This is a genomic window from [Clostridium] fimetarium (genome assembly GCF_900111235.1).
In the GTDB taxonomy this organism is placed as follows: domain Bacteria; phylum Bacillota; class Clostridia; order Lachnospirales; family Lachnospiraceae; genus Clostridium_N; species Clostridium_N fimetarium.
The window spans coordinates 40,939-57,470 of the sequence record NZ_FOJI01000009.1 but is presented as its reverse complement, the minus strand read 5'-3'; the positions used below and the strand labels follow the sequence as shown (position 1 = coordinate 57,470).

11 protein-coding genes and 1 tRNA gene are annotated in these 16,532 nt (G+C 33.6%); 2 read left to right on the top strand and 10 right to left on the bottom strand.

Annotated features, from left to right (window positions below; genetic code table 11):
* Positions 1–96 precede the first annotated feature (96 nt).
* The 5 genes from BMY18_RS12040 to trmB all read right to left on the bottom strand — a co-directional run bounded on the left by BMY18_RS12040 (position 97) and on the right by trmB (position 4,958).
* Complete coding sequence (locus tag BMY18_RS12040) at positions 97–1,407, bottom strand: LysM peptidoglycan-binding domain-containing protein (protein ID WP_092454354.1); 1,311 nt, start codon at positions 1,405–1,407, stop codon at positions 97–99.
* Positions 1,408–1,674: 267 nt separating this feature from the next.
* Positions 1,675–2,967 (bottom strand): LysM peptidoglycan-binding domain-containing protein, encoded by a 1,293-nt coding sequence (locus tag BMY18_RS12035; protein WP_092454352.1) that lies wholly within the window; start codon positions 2,965–2,967, stop codon positions 1,675–1,677.
* A gap of 418 nt (positions 2,968–3,385) precedes the next feature.
* Positions 3,386–3,458: transfer RNA gene (locus BMY18_RS12030), tRNA-Lys, on the bottom strand.
* A 256-nt stretch (positions 3,459–3,714) separates the two neighbouring features.
* Positions 3,715–4,032: a thioredoxin gene (gene trxA, locus BMY18_RS12025; protein ID WP_092454350.1), complete on the bottom strand. Its 318-nt coding sequence runs from the start codon at positions 4,030–4,032 to the stop codon at positions 3,715–3,717.
* A gap of 287 nt (positions 4,033–4,319) precedes the next feature.
* A complete protein-coding gene (gene trmB / locus BMY18_RS12020; RefSeq protein ID WP_092454348.1) occupies positions 4,320–4,958 on the bottom strand; it encodes a tRNA (guanosine(46)-N7)-methyltransferase TrmB in 639 nt (212 codons plus the stop codon).
* Positions 4,959–5,323: 365 nt separating this feature from the next.
* Between trmB and BMY18_RS12015 the strand changes: the two genes are divergently transcribed.
* A complete protein-coding gene (locus BMY18_RS12015) occupies positions 5,324–6,745 on the top strand; it encodes a D-alanyl-D-alanine carboxypeptidase family protein (RefSeq protein ID WP_092454346.1) in 1,422 nt (473 codons plus the stop codon).
* Between the two features lie 61 nt (positions 6,746–6,806).
* Here BMY18_RS12015 and fliS read toward each other — a convergent pair whose 3' ends face one another.
* From fliS to glgB, 4 genes are all read right to left on the bottom strand, one after another.
* Entirely contained in the window at positions 6,807–7,280 is a 474-nt protein-coding gene (gene fliS / locus BMY18_RS12010) for a flagellar export chaperone FliS (RefSeq protein ID WP_092454344.1), read from the bottom strand.
* 23 nt (positions 7,281–7,303) lie between these two features.
* Positions 7,304–8,854: a flagellin N-terminal helical domain-containing protein gene (locus BMY18_RS12005; protein WP_092454342.1), complete on the bottom strand. Its 1,551-nt coding sequence runs from the start codon at positions 8,852–8,854 to the stop codon at positions 7,304–7,306.
* Positions 8,855–8,947: 93 nt separating this feature from the next.
* Positions 8,948–12,079, bottom strand: a complete 3,132-nt coding sequence (locus BMY18_RS12000; protein WP_092454340.1) for a DUF6240 domain-containing protein — start codon at positions 12,077–12,079, stop codon at positions 8,948–8,950.
* Between the two features lie 215 nt (positions 12,080–12,294).
* Positions 12,295–14,202, bottom strand: coding sequence for a 1,4-alpha-glucan branching protein GlgB (gene glgB / locus BMY18_RS11995; protein ID WP_092454338.1), 1,908 nt, complete (start codon positions 14,200–14,202; stop codon positions 12,295–12,297).
* Positions 14,203–14,409: 207 nt separating this feature from the next.
* Between glgB and BMY18_RS11990 the strand changes: the two genes are divergently transcribed.
* On the top strand, positions 14,410–15,372 hold the full coding sequence (locus tag BMY18_RS11990) for an MraY family glycosyltransferase (protein WP_092454336.1): 963 nt from the start codon (positions 14,410–14,412) through the stop codon (positions 15,370–15,372).
* Positions 15,373–15,448: 76 nt separating this feature from the next.
* Here BMY18_RS11990 and BMY18_RS11985 read toward each other — a convergent pair whose 3' ends face one another.
* A complete protein-coding gene (locus tag BMY18_RS11985) occupies positions 15,449–16,405 on the bottom strand; it encodes a 3'-5' exonuclease (protein ID WP_092454334.1) in 957 nt (318 codons plus the stop codon).
* Positions 16,406–16,532: the final 127 nt, after the last annotated feature.

The window sequence follows — 16,532 nt, the reverse complement described above, 5'->3', positions numbered from 1 at the left end:
CATGGTACTTTGGGTATCTCTAGTGGCGCCTGAGCATTATCATAAAGGAAATAATTTGGCGTTCTTTTTATAATATTACTAAATTTTCAGTAATATTTAAAGCGGCATTGAACGCGGTTCAGGAAGAACCTTTTTTATTTCGTATTGCGGATTAACAATTGACCATATTTGAGAAAAGTAATACATGATAATCCATACTCCAGTTCCACTCAAATTATATTTCGGTATAAGGTTAACAATGGAACTAATTGTTCTAGCATCTATAAACCAAACTATATGTTGTATTATCACGCCAGCGTTCGATTCAGTATATGTAAAATAAGGAGTTTGTGATACTTCATCAAAATAAATGATTGAATCCCTATCGTTAGCTAATGCTATGGCAGTATAATATTTAAGAATAACTGATCTAGATACATTTGGAATATAAGGCAATTCCCAATCAACACCTATCGCAGTGGATCCAATATTTATAATTTCCTCACTAATAATTGTAGTGGTAGTAGTCAAAAAATCTTCTAAACTTTTAATTGATGTAACAGGACCTGGTGGCGGATTCTTATTTAAGCCCTTGTTATAGTCCATAAATGTTATACCATCTAAAACTTTTTCTATATCAGGATAAATTTTTTTTATTCCCTCTGAATTTATATTTGTATTCACAGGTGATATTGAGATAAATAATTTTAATCCTTCTGCCTTTAATCGTTTAGATAGTTTAATCATAAAATTTTGATACAATATCTGATTGAATGAATACAAATATTCAAAAGTGATACTTACTCCCATATAGCCTTTCTCTTTTAATATATTCATTATATTATTAATAAGTTTATCTGATAAACTTTCATTTATATAAACATTAAAAGTAGCATCGAAATTTTCAATTCCTTGAACTGTTAAAGATGGCAACAGCATAATAGGAGCAACACCAAAGTTCTTAGATATTTCGATGACTTTTTTATCATTTATTGAAATTATATCAGCATTTTCAGTGATTTGATTACCTAAAACACATAGATAGGTTAAGAATGGAAGCGTTTTTCTTAGGATATTGATATCAATATAATTAGCAGCGTAACCAAATGTATTTATTTGACCTTTATCATTATTATAACTTATAACTATCATTTCCCCAGGATAGATAATTTTTCTCTCAAATAAATAGTTGTTATTTCTGAATATTTGCATCAGCGGTACATTGTACATGCGAGCTATTTTTTCTAAGGTATCTCCAGGTTTTACGGTATATGTTTGACTTGGATATAGGATAACGAGTGCCTGACCTGTAACTAATGCACCTGAACTTTCTAAACTATTGTCCGTTATCAATCTTGCGGCTGATACTTTATATTTGTCGGCTATTGTATCTATTGTATCGCCAGGTTGAACTATATGAATTTCCATATGAATCCTCAATCATTTTTAATATAATATATGTATGAAAAATAATATATATCATTAGTAAGTTGAATTTATAAATTATTAGAGAGAATTATAAACTATGAACTAAATCCCCATAATCCAAAAAGGCTGCAGCATAACTGCAATAGCCTTTTTTACCCAGTTAGCACCATTTTTTAATGTCTGATACCAAAAGTCAGGTACTATAGATAATTTCACTTTGCAACAGTTTTCTACTTTATCCCAGATACAGACCACACCTATTTCAAATTAATTTAATAATTTCAGTATTTCATATTGGGAGTTAATAACTAACCAAAGTTGTTGATAAAATATCATTACGTTCCAAAAACAAACACTATATAATGAATAGTCTTTAACCGTTGACATCAATGCATCAATGCTTAATGCATCCAATGACCATACAATATGATTGTGTATAGGTTGGGCGCTTATTTCATCATATTTATAAAATGGAGTTTGTGATGGTTCATCAAACATAATTATAGCACTAGTTTCAATAGCTAATGTAAGGGAAGTTCCTAATGATAGTGAATTTGCACTTGATTCACCAGGAATATATGGTAACTTCCAATCATAAGCAATTAGCGGTTGGCCTATTACGATCCTGTCCCGCTCTATCATAGTTACGATATAATCCAATATTGCCCTAATGTTACTAATATTACTTACTGGAGATGGCGGTCCAGAATTGGTTCCCCATACTAATTTCAAAAATATAATTTCATCTACATCAATACTAATTTCCGAAAAATTTATTTGATTAAGTGCTGCACTTTTATCCTCATTTTCCAAAGAAGGATTTATTGTTACAAAATACAGATACCCATTTTTTCTGACTTCTCTTGCTACTTTATTCATAAATTTTATATAGATAGACAGATTCGATGTGGTAATAAAATTAAACATCATATTTAGTCCATGAAAGCCTTTATCTTTTAATATCTTTAATATATTAGTAATTAATTGATCCTGATTTTCCTCACTATTAGCTATTTCATATGCAACTTCTATATTAGTTTTTCCTTGAAGTGTTAGCGTTGAAAGTAACATGAGAGGAATTGTTTCATATTGTTTGGATATTTTAATTATCTCTGTATCATCATAATATGAAATAACTTCACCTTTTTCTGCTGCTCTATAATTAAAGATAGATATATAAGTTAGATTTGGCAATACCTTAAGCAGTGATTCTTTTTCTATAAATGGATACATAATTCCATTAGTAATAATTATTCCTTTTGTATCATAACTTATGACCAATTCTTCACCAGGATAAATATTCTTTTTCTCTGTAAGAAATGGGTTATTTCTTAATATCTGCATAAGTGTAACGCCATTTTTATAAGCGATACCCTCTAATGTATCTCCATCTTTTACTACATATGTTTGCTTAGGGAATGCAATTACTATTGTCTGCCCAATAACTAATTGATCTGGATTTGTCAATGCATTATCCCGAATTAATTTGGATACTACTATTCCATATTTGTCAGCGATGGATTTAATAGTATCCCCCTCTTGAACTATGTATATTTCCATACATTACCTCAATTATGTATTTCTATATAATGTATGCGTTGAAACAAAATTAATAACATATTTTGGAACTAACAAGAGTGATTTTTCCAATAAGGTGCCATTTTCCGCTGCGATTATTAATTTATGGACGAAACCCAACACATTTATACATTTAACCACTATTTTAACAGCTCGTGCACGCTGCTCTACTAGGCGCTGCTCTACTAGGCGCTACGGGAGGAATTAGACGTGCCAAGCTCGAATCCGCTGCGCTACTTCTCGCTTGAGGGCATTCGCCCTATATATAAAAGAAGATAGTCGCCACTTGGAGAGCAAGCTCTCCCGTGGCGACTATCTTCTTTTATGTGCACGTCTAATTTTGGACAAAATAAAAAGCCCGACAACCTAGTTGAGAATACTAAGTCGAAGAACCTTCTAGTGCGACGCCAGGGGGTCGAACCCTGGACACCCTGATTAAGAGTCAGGTGCTCTACCAACTGAGCTAGCGACGCATATTACATTGGCTTGTCCGTTTTCCGAACACAAACGTTATTATATCTCATAGAAAATAAAAAATCAAGTACTTTTTATTTTTTTAGTACTTTTTATCAATTTATCTCTGTTTTTATCGATATTTTCAATTCCTAATCAAGTATTTCTGACAAATCCACTAACAATCTCGATAATTTACAGCTAATATATGCAAGAAAGACTTTACATACAAAAATGCAAGTCTTCCTTCATTTTATTAAATTATTGATTTTGAGATTAAATATGCTTTACTATCATCGCTTCTACTTCTTTTTGATCTACTAATCCAATAATTGTTTCTACTTTTTCGCCGTTATCAAAAAGAATAAGGGTTGGAATAGACATTACCTTATATGTTGCTGCTAAATTGGGGCATTCATCGATATTTACTTTGCCTACTGTTATTTTTCCAATATATTTTTCTGCAACTTTTTCAATTGTAGGGGCCAACATCTTACATGGACTACACCAATCTGCGTAAAAATCTACTAGTACCTTGCCTTTTCCTTCTATTACTTCCTTTTTAAATGTTTCTTCATTAAAAATATTTTCCATCTTAAGTCCTCCTTGAGTTAACTCTGTTGTCATTTAGTATTACTCGAATTTAGTATTTTATTTACTTCGTCAAATGATTTTTTTATAGAAACTGCACGTTTATTGAGTGAAGTCTGCTTGTATGCCACTATAGATAGCTTATGCTTGAGCCCATACTTATTACCCAAAATGCATCACATCCTTTTGAATCCTTTCTATTATAATATCACTTAATTCTTAAAGTGACAACAAAGTAGTGAAATATAATCAATTATTTATATATATTTCATACTCTTCCTTACACTCGACTATTCGCGGACAGCAATCAACTTGTTAATTGGCTTACCTTCGGCACAAAATCTTTCCTCGTATTCTGTCATTACATTTCCAATGCAGTTATCATCATTGTGTAAATCATAAGATACATACGTCAACTTCCATTTTGTTTTAGAAATTTCATCTACAGAAAAGTCAAATAATTCTCTATTGTCAGTCTTAAATTGTACTTCTCCTTCTGGTTTAAGAATTTCATCATATCTAGCAAAGAATTCTTTTGATGTCAAGCGCCTCTTAGCATGTCTATCTTTTGGCCAAGGATCTGAAAAGTTTAGATAAATTTGACTTACTTCGAAATGACCAAATACATCTTTTATTAATTCTGCATCCATTCTTATAAATTTTAGATTCGGTAGTTTAAGTTCTTCCTGTTTTTCTACGGCCCTTAAAAGAACACTTGAATACTTCTCGATTCCGACATAATTAATTTCAGGATTCATAATTGCAAGTGTCGTTACGAATTTACCCTTACCCATTCCTATTTCAATATGAATAGGGTTATTATTTCCAAATACTTGACTCCAAGTACCAACCATCCCCTTGGGGTCAGCAAATACATATTCGTTTTCAACCATTACATCTCTTGCACCTGGTATATTTCTTAATCGCATTTTTATTCCTCCAAATAATGTTATTCTTTAATTTGCTTTTTTGCTACTTCCCATAATAATTTTTAGTCTCAAGTCATTGAATTATTTAGGTAAATAGTTTAAAATACTTTTATATCTATTATTAATTTAATAATTAATTTGTTAATATTGTACAAACATTTATACAACATACTATGATATCTAATTAATCTATAATTTACAATATGTTTTTGAAAAATTAATTACACATAAGATTTCTTGATGAGTTTTCTTGCTGAGGTAATTATTGACTTTGACAAAACAAAGCAACTTACTATACAATACTCTAGAACCGAAAATTCTACTTGTAGACTTTGAAACCAAAATAATATATTCAGGGGATTAATATGAAGAAATCAAAATTAACGAAATATACGGCGATAATTTCCACCATATTTATCGCTACAATTGCAATTTTAAATGTTCCGCAACTTACATATGCCACACCTACAGCAAATCCATTAGCAGCTGCTGCGACGACCGCCTCTACTGCTGCTGTTGTTGAATGGCCTGCTGAGCCTGCTACTGTAGCTGGGAGTGCTATTCTTATTGATGCCGATACTGGCGCCGTATTATATGACAAAAGCAGCCATACAAAGGCTTATCCTGCCAGTATAACAAAGCTGATGACAGCACTTCTCACAATTGAGAACTGCAGTTTAGATGAAGTAGTTACATTTTCACAAACAGCGGCTAAAAGTGTCATACCTGGTGTTGACGCCAACATTGCAACCAAGGTGGGTGAACAATACACTGTAGACCAATCACTTCACGCACTCTTATTATCTTCTGCTAATGAAGTAGCTTATGGTCTTGCAGAACGTGTAGCAGGCTCTCTTGCCGGCTTTACTGACATGATGAATGCACGTGCGAAAGAACTTGGCGCACTGAACACACACTTTAGTAACGCTAGTGGATTATCCGATCCCAATCATTATACAACCGCCTATGATATGGCAATGATTGGTCGTATGTGCTTTACCAATTCAACATTTTTATCAATCGATTCCTTTGTTGGAAACTATAAATTAGGTCCAACTAATCTTACTCCTGAAATACGCAGTTTGCACTCAACAAACCTGATGTTTAAGGGACAGCAATATTATTATCAATATTGTAAGGGAGGCAAAACTGGGTTTACAGACGAATCTGGATATACACTTATATCATATGCCGAAAAGGATGGTATGCGGCTTATCTGTGTTGTAATGAAAGAACCTAAAGCTGACGACCGTTATGTTGATACCAAAGCTCTATTTGAATATGGTTTTAACAATTTCAAAAAAGTTTCTATTTCCAATAGCGATGTAAGTTCACTATTTAACAACTCTAATTACTATAATTCAAAAGTATATGGCAACAGCACAATTAATTTTTCTATGGATGCTTCCTATGTGGACCTTCCTAATAATGCTACATTAACAGATGTTGGCTTAATGCTTGATAACAGCACTAATGCTACCACTGATGATACTGCAAACTACGATTATACCGCCAAACTGAACTTTACATATAATGGCAATACCATTGGCAATGCCAATCTTTTAGTTAATACAAAAAGCACCATCATAAAATCTGATAACCTTCCATATTTAAAAAGTGATGGTTTGGCAACGCCCACTATCAAAAAAAGCTTTGTAATAAATGTGTGGTATTTGGCAATTGGTAGTGGTGGATTATTATTTTCAACCTTGATTATTTTTAATGTCAAGAAAACACATCATAAGAAAAAACGTAGAAAATATGGAAAAAGCAAACTACATTATTAAATAATATTTAATAAACGTATCAATACATTTCCAAAAACGTTTTACAAAAAGAGGATTTACGTTAAACCGTAAACCCTCTTTTTGTTGTTTGGTCATGATATTCATTAAGTCCATCATTTGAATATGTTAATCCAGCATATACCTGCTGCGTATTTATCATAATTGGACCAGATTTATCTTGCTCGCTGACTTTTTCGAATGCGCTCCTCAATTTTTGAATCATACCCACGACCACTTTTAGCTCTTCTACTTCTTTCCTAATAGATGACCGAACTAAAACATTATTCATATATATATATAATCTCATTAATTCTAGCGAAATCTCATATGTTTGATCTAATGCACTTGTAAGCTGATTAATTACTCTTTGCGCTTTTTTAATATCCTCCCTAAAACGTTCTACATTTTCATTTTCAAAATAACTTATAGAATCAGAAATATAATTTAGTGTAACATCATACATTATTACAAGTAATTCTGTTCTTGAAGCTTGTGTCACTCTATACGAATATCCATTTATTTCTTCCTTAGTCATATAATAAATCTCCTATCCCCAACCTATTTCTGCAAAAGTTGGAGCACTGTTTCCGGTCTTGCATTTGCCTGTGCTAGCATTGATGTAGCTGCTTGTGACAAAACATTTTGTTGTGTATATGTCGTCATCTCTTCAGCCATATCAGTATCGACAATTCTTGATAGTGATGCCGTAAGATTATCATTCGAAATACTAAGGTTTGATGTTGTATGATCCAATCTATTTTGGTATGCGCCAAGTTTAGATCGGATTGCTGACACTTTTGCCAACGCCTGATCTATACTTGTAATTGCCTTACCTGCATTTGATTGTGTCATAACATTAATTGTATCAAGACCAATCGTATATGTTGAAATCTTTTGTATATCAATATCAATTGTTTGATTTTCGTTTGCTCCAACATGTACTGCCATCGTACCAATGTCTGTTACTTCCTGAGTAATACCTTTTGCGCTAGCCGTTGTACCTGTTGCCTTAATTCCAGAATCATCAAATACAGTGCCTGCAACACTTCCTGGTACATCTACCATAAATGTTCTACTGTCCGTGTCATTGACGATAACCTTAGTACCATCTGTTGAAATGTTAGCTGTATTAGAAAAGCCAATTCTATTGCTACTCGCATCCAATAAGAAGTCCGCTTTAACATCGAGACCTTCACTTACCATACCATCAACTGTTGCTGCCTCATCCAAACCAAGTGCCGAAGCAAGGCTGGCATTCGAACAAGTAATATCTAATCTTTCATTAGCGCCATAGCTATTTGTTATAAACACTAGTGAACTAACACCCTGTGTAAGATTTGTAGCTGCGGTATATCCTGCTGTCGAGGGATTCGTTCCTGTTGTGTTGGAAGTATCATCCACCAACATAACTGATCCACCGATTTTATCTGTTGCGTCCATAAGGTTTTTCACAATTGTATTAAGCGTATCACCCTCACTCACTGTAACGCTGTAACCATTAACTGAAATTGATCCCGCCATAGTAGCCGTTACTGCCCCGCTACTTAGACCGGCCCCAGTAATCACGGTACCAGCTGCCACTGCTTGCCTAGCATCTTGGGTAATGCTTATACCATATTTACCTGCCTGAATATTACTTGAACACTCAAGCTGTGATATACCTCTAACATCTGAGTATACTCTTCTCTCGAGATTACCATTAATAAGTGGCTGTCCATTAAATTCTGTATCCTTTGCAATTCTATCAATTTCACTATTTAAGGATTCAATTTCTTGCTGTATCGTTGAACGCTCTGTATCTGAGTTCGTATCATTTGCAGCCTGTACTGAAAGTTCTTTCATTCTAGATAGTATTGACTGAATCTCTGAAATTGCACCTTCCGCTGTTTCTATAACAGATACTCCATCTGCTGCATTATTTGTAGCTTGATCTAACCCTCTAAGTTGAGTACGCATCTTCTGTGAAATTGCCATCCCCGCCGGATCATCAGATGCATTATTAATCTTATATCCTGAAGATAATCTTTCTAAAGATGCTTGCAGATTATCTTGTACTTTTAATAATTGATTGTTCGCTATTATTGCAGAAATATTTGTATTAATTCTCATTGGATATTCCTCTCCGATCGTTTCTATGCTTACAATATCGGTCTAATGCACCTTTTATCTTATAGCAAAGCTTAAATTAATTCTTGATTTCGCCTATTCCTTTGAATTTATCAATCCAACAATTAAGGTTTTTGCGAAGCTATATAAAGTTTTCATTGAAATTTCACTACCTTCCGTCTTATAACTAACAGCTGGAATCTCATTCGACTTACCGATATATACGCCTATGCTTTCCATTTTAAATTCTTTTGCAATATTACTAGTCACTTTATTGATTCTATCTGAAAGTACTTTTTCATCACCATCTGTCACTGCAAATATACTTGCGCTTTCTGCACTAAGCTTGCCCTCAACCGAAACATTCCCGAGGTCCTTTGTTCGTAATTTGATTGCAATTCTCCCCTTGTCATTTTTATCCTCGACAATTTGAAGATTGATGGTTCCTACCTCTCCATCAATAACATATGGTATTTTATAATCATGCTTTTGTGCAAGATTCTGAATAAGACCGATTTCTTTTCCCCTCATTCTAAGTTCTTCAATATCTGAATAAGCTTGATTTTCTGATGAATCCATTGCTTTAATAGTCGTTTCTGCTACTTCATCGGCCATCTGCTGATAAGCTAGGTTGATTTCAGACTCGCTTCCCAGTTTATCTATAAATCCCTCAAAATTGTCGCCACCTTCGATAGTTCTGCCCTTTTCATTTTCTTCTCCATCAGTCTTTTCAACCTCCAAGTTGAAATATTTTTGGAAGTAATTAGGCGTCATAATATTTAGTGCTGCCATTATATTGTTAATTGAAACTGGCAAATTGTTATCCGTGAGTTGTCTAATAACGGAATCTTCAACATCTGTAATCTTATTCATATCCTTTAGATAGTTATCATAATATTCTCCTTCAAGATTACTATCATATGATTGATTAATTTGTTCACAAAAGTTTTCGACACTTCTTGTAGCAATTGATTTCTCGTCATTAACCGTTTTAAGTGATTTGGGCGTAATACATTCTGCCGTTTCTGAAAACATGCTATTATAATAATTAACGATGCCCTCAACCTCTGCCATACCTGTAGTGTCATCAATAGAAGTATCAATACCGGCAACCTTGCTACTATTATAGGCAGTCATAAGATTTGACATCGTTATATCTGAATTTTGCTTTACAAGTGTTCCAACAGCTTTTCCGGCATCCTTTTTGAAAATATTCATCATCTTGTATATTCCAATAAATTGCTCTCGCTCTTGTGCCGTAATTCCATCTGTTTTATCTAATTTGTATAGGAATTTACTGAATTTATCTGTCGAATTAGCCCCTTCATTTTGTTGAATAAGGTACTGATTAACATCATTAATATCCGAATTCATAGGATTAATATTATCTTTTATCATTGCTAAAACTGTTTCTGGTTTCATATTTTCAATAAGATTATTCAATGTGCTATATATATCTTTCACAGTATTAATATTTTCAATTGTCATATCCATACCATTGTAACCAAGTATTCTCACAGCATCCCGATTCGTCTTTGTGTCCTCCAACTTGAGCTCGGCTAGGATTGAATTTGTACTTGCTTCTACTGCTTTATTTATAGAATCCCCTAAATCATTTCTGACCTGAGTTCCAACCGTCTCATACGTTTGTCCAGCCTGTTTAAATCTCTGCCCTAAATTACTTCCCATCTGTGAAAAATCAGCAATTGTTATACTTTCATTTGCAGACCTTTCGGCCATTACTGAACTGATCATTACATCTGGTGATTTCTTTATTTCATTGATAGCCTTCTTAACTTCTAATACTTCACTTGCATCATCACCATAAAGCTGCAATTCCATCGCCTTTAGCTGCTCTACTAAATCAACAATCGGCGTTGTATCCAGATTAAATCCTTGATTGGCTAATGAAAGTCCAGCCTCTGCAGTCATAAGAATTCTAATCTCTTCTAACTGGCGGTAATTCGTGATTGCCTGAGCGTCTTGATTTATTACTGATGCTTGCACCAATTCTTTTGGAGATGCTTGCACCAATTCTTTTGTTAATTTTTCCGATTGACTTTCAACTTGATTTTGTATTTGATTATCTACTTGGTTTTCAATCTGACTCTGTGCGATTGGAAGTGTAACGCCTTGGGCAATCCTAAGATTCTCAATCGTAAATTGTTTACCTTGATTCGTCACCGTAGCAGTTTCATCGACATCCGCAGAATTTACTGTCTTGATTGCTTCTGAAACCATCTGTACAATAGATTTCACATCAGTAAGCAACGTTGCGCTTGCACTGTTTCCCAACGCCATATTCCCTATAATTTTGTCTAATACTTTGCCTTTACTATCCTCACTATCCATTTTCGTCAAATCCAAATTATCTAATTGATTCTTATACACTAGATTTTTTTGTGTAACTGGAATGTTATTTTCAATAAATGATTTTGCATTACTGATATTTTGTTCATCAACATTTAACCCTGCTTTCTGAATAACTGCTTCCACTTGAGGCTTCAATTGGCTCCATTCATCATTACTCACTGTTGGGGAAGTACTTTGATATCCTGCCGCCTGCATTGAAGTATTTACACTAGCATGCTCTGCTTTGTATATATTTTGAATTGATGGTTCTAATTCATTCGATACTAGATATCTCTTAGCCCCTTCAGATAACGGTTTAATCTCCTCCGCTTGCTTCGTTGCATTTGCAATCTCATCGATGTTTTCTTTTGTATTTGGTAAATCAGCGCTTTTTAACTTCGCTTCTACTTGATTTGCCATTGCAGTACTTCCGACTACTTGCTTTATTTTAGAAATGTCTATATTTTCATCTGTTACCTGATAATCTTCACAATATGTAGCTAACATAATCTTAATTCTATCGACAACGGTAACGATCTTATCTGGACTCATCTCATTTAGGTTAAATCCCTCTTCATCCATTTGTACACAATCAGCAACTGACATCTTGCTAAACAATGCTTTTAAACTGCTCTTTGCAGCTTCAGCACTATTCTTAAGTTCATCCGTTACGCAACTACCTTCGTCCATAAGCGCTGCAAGACCCTTACTATCAACTTGCGTACTGCGTGTCTTTTCTGCTGTAGCTACATTCGCATTTTCAAAAAGCTTATCTACTCCTTTGGAATCAGCTTTACTTGTATTACTTTTTATATTAATTGAATTCGATTTTAATGTATCTTCTGAACTATTTAAATTAACTGCAGAAATGTTCATAATTTGCTCCTATCGGCCTGCTTCAGCAGGCATTTAATCAGGACCGTGAAAAATATGCTCCTTGTTTTTCACATTGCTCCTATCGGCCTGCTTAGCAGGCATTTAATCCGTATTTGGAAAAATTAACACCGAAATAAAATATACCTATATAAGAGAATACTCCTACACAGGTATATTTCGTCACATTAGCGCTAAATTATGAGCTGCAAATAACTTTAAATTTTCTTTTTAGTAATGTTAAATTCGTAAATGGAGATGCCAAATTTTTTTACATCAATAAATACTGAATAATCAAACCCATCACACTCTTCCTTAACTGGTGTAAGTGACTTAATCTGATTCTCCTCATCGCTACCAAGAACTAATACATACTTGCCTTTAGAAGGTACGCCGACCTTGAATTTTTCTCTAACGACCGGTGTAAAATTAAGCACAAACAATAAATTTTTCTTACCATCCTCACTTAATCTTAAGAATGAACATATACTATTATTTCTATCATTAGAATTAATCCATCTAAAACCTTCCGGATTACAATCCGTACCATAAAGTGCTGGATATTTTTTATACATTAACATACATTTTTTAGTAAAATCTTTCATATTCTGATGCATCGAATCTTCTAATAAATACCAGTCTAGAGATTTGCTTTCACTCCATTCATTCCACTGTCCAAATTCCTGACCCATAAATAAAAGTTTCTTACCGGGATGTCCCGTCATAAATGCATATGCCAGTTTTAAATTAGAAAATTTATCAATAAGATCACCTGGCATCTTACCTAACATAGAGCACTTCAAATGAACTACTTCATCATGAGATAATACCAATACAAAATTCTCACTAAACGCATACCTTAAACTAAATGTCAGTTTTGAATGATTGAACTTTCTAAAATACGGATCAAGCTGCATATATTCAAGGAAATCATGCATCCATCCCATATTCCATTTGAATGTAAATCCAAGACACCCGTCTGTATCTGGATTCCCACTCACATTTGGCCATGCTGTTGATTCTTCCGCAATGGTAATCGCATTTGGAAATTTGTGCTTCATAATACTGTTAAAATGCTTAATGAATTCCACTGCTTCAAGATTGCCATTACCACCAAATTTATTGGGTATCCAATTACCTTCGGTTCTTCCATAGTCAAGATACAGCATAGATGCAACTGCGTCTACACGCAGGCCATCAATATGGTACTTATCTACCCAAAACAACGCATTTGCAATCAAAAAATTGGTAACTTCTTTCTTACTATAATCAAATACCTTAGTACCCCAATCAGGATGCTCACCTTTTCTAGGATCACCGTACTCATATACATTACTTCCATCAAAATTGGCAAGGCCATGCGCATCCTTCGGAAAATGAGCAGGAACCCAATCAAGAATAACTCCAATTCCCTCTTTGTGCATATAATCGATTAGATACATAAAATCTTTTGGGGTTCCATATCTTTTAGTTGGTGCATAATAACTCGTTACTTGATATCCCCATGAAGCATCATATGGATATTCAGCAATCCCCATTAATTCAACGTGTGTATACCCCATATTCTTAACATAACTAGCAAGCTCTACCGCTATTTCTCTATAATTATAAAAACCATCCTGCGTTCCATTATTTTTCTTTTTCCAGGAACCAATATGAACTTCATATATTGATAATGGTACTTTAAGATGATCTTCCTCTGTTTTATTCTGGATCCATTTTGAATCAGACCACTCAAATTGACCTAAATCGGTAATCACCGATGCAGTCTCTGGTCTTAATTGGGCACTATTTGCATATGGATCCGCCTTAAATAAGGCTTCCCCCTCTTGCGTTACAATTAAATATTTATAGAATTGTCCAACTTTTGCACCTGGAATAAATATATCATATACCCCACCATCCGAAACAGGCTTACAATCATATCCATATGCCTTCCATTCATTAAAGTCACCTACTACATAAACTTCTTTCGCGGCTGGAGCCCATACTGAAAAATATACGCCACAAACACCATCTTTTATTGCAATATGTGAGCCCATCTTATTATATATTTCATAATTTGTTCCCTGCCCGAATAGATATGTATCAACTTCTGTCAAAAAAACAGATGAATTTTTATCCATAAAAGACCACCCTTTCCATATATTATAACCTATTTTTAACTCCTAAAATTAACATAATTATATAACTTTTAGTATACCATAATGATATAATATATTGTAATAATATTTTCTATCGTTCTCTCTATATTTCCAAAATAAATTGTGTTATACTATAAAAGGTTTTTGTAAAACAAACCAGTAATTATTAGAAAAGGAGTTACAATTTTTATGATTTATTACATACTGGATACAAGTTATATGAAGGAAATAACATTTTTAAGTGTAATTCTTGCATTTACATTCACATGTGTTGCCATAAAATTCGGTAAGAATTCATTACCCATAGATGCCGGCCGTGCATATGCTATAAATGGTTCAAAGTCTGTAGGAAAGCCTCGAGGTGCAGGAATTATATTTATTCTGACGTTTATTTTAACTTGTGTCCTTTTCATACCGCTTACTAATGAACTTTTAATTTACTTTATTTTGACCCTTGCTGCTATGATTAGCGGATATTTAGATGACAGTTCAACTTCTCCTTGGGGAGAACTAAAAAAAGGCTTAATTGATTTTTTAATCGCGATTATGTCTGCAATTACTTATCTCAATTACAATTCTAATACGATAGAACTTGCATTTTTTAACAAACAACTGGTTTTACCACCTTTGGTATTTGGATTTCTTATCGTAATACTCGTATGGGTAAGTATAAATGTAACAAACTGTTCTGATGGAGTTGACGGCTTATCTGGTACACTTTCAGCAACAACGCTATTTACCATATACGTATTATTTTCATTATATAATAAAGACCCTTACTTTAGACATTCCATACTCATTATGGTCGTTTGCATTCTTGGTTATTTATGGTTTAACGCCTCTCCTAGTAAGTTAATGATGGGTGACGCAGGTTCTCGAGCCATTGGCCTATTTATAGCTTTTGCAATATTAAAATCAGGTCATCCGTTTCTTTATATTCCAGTCGCTTTTATGCTCATCTTAGATGGTGGACTCGGACTTATCAAAGTATCCTTATTGAGATTTTTTCATGTTAAGGTATTGAAGAACATCCGAACTCCAATTCATGATCATGTCAGAAAAAATAAAGATTGGTCCGATGCACAGGTAGTATTTAGATTTGCAATACTTCAGATTGTAATTGGCCTTGGTGTTATATATGCTTTAATTTAGAGGATTGTAATCGATAAAAACAAAAAAAATGGAACACTGCAGACTTTGCGGTGCTCCATTTTTATTTAATCAAGATTTAACTTTCTTCATCTTTGTGTCTTTTCAGTTTTCTCTTCTCTCTCGTTGTCTCTTGTCTATCGTAAATCTGCTTGGCTCCATTTTCATCCGTAAGCTTAAGAATCTTTACCGCAAAATATTTTCCGTTATCTGCATACTTTGCTCGTATCTTACCTTTCATGTATCCATGCTCTTCACAGTTAAATAATCCAAAATATATCTTCGTGTTAGTAGAAAACCAAGGAACAATACTTTCACACTCTTTACCACACAAATAGCATCTTGACGATAATACTTCTTTGTCCGACATCAAAGACTCTTTCTGACGAAACCCTCTTGAAATATATTTGTGATAGGTCTCATAATTAATAAAAATCTCATTGCTTCTTTTATATGGAATCGTATAATAATCGATTGAATAATTTTTGCTTGCGCGTTCAAAATCTATGCATTGAATTATTTTTGCAGTATATCTCGCATCATTAATTGCTCGGTGAAACTCTCCGTCAATTATACTTAAATACTCGGCTGCAGTTTGAAGTGCAGTTCTCGACTTTCCATCTTGATACAAAATGCTAAAAAACTTTTGAATATCATAAAATTTCAGAGGCGTTTCATATGGAATATCCACCTTATAAAAATGCATATTTCTCTGCAACTCAATCAAATCCGTGCTACCCCATGTGCAAAAGATATAATCCTCTCCACACCATTTTAAGAAGTCATTCACTACATCAAAGAATTTATCACCACGTTGTAATTCTTCCATCTCAATCGTGATAATTTCCTGCGTTTTAAAATGCAGTTCTTTATATAACTGAGGTTTCACAACCCTTTCAAACTCACTTATTATATTTCGTTCTTGGTCCAGTTTAACAGCCCCAATTTCAATGATTTCAAATGGGATCTCTTTAATTTCATATTTTTTTCCGTGAGGGCTTTGATTCCATTCCAAATCAACAACAATATAATTCATATGAATTCTCTTTCCGTACTTTTATGATTATTTCATTATAACAAACTTAAGTTGTTTTTTCCATCTAATTAATAATATAACCTTTTTACCTTTGATTAACCTTCCTTTATTATTGCGAATTAGTTTC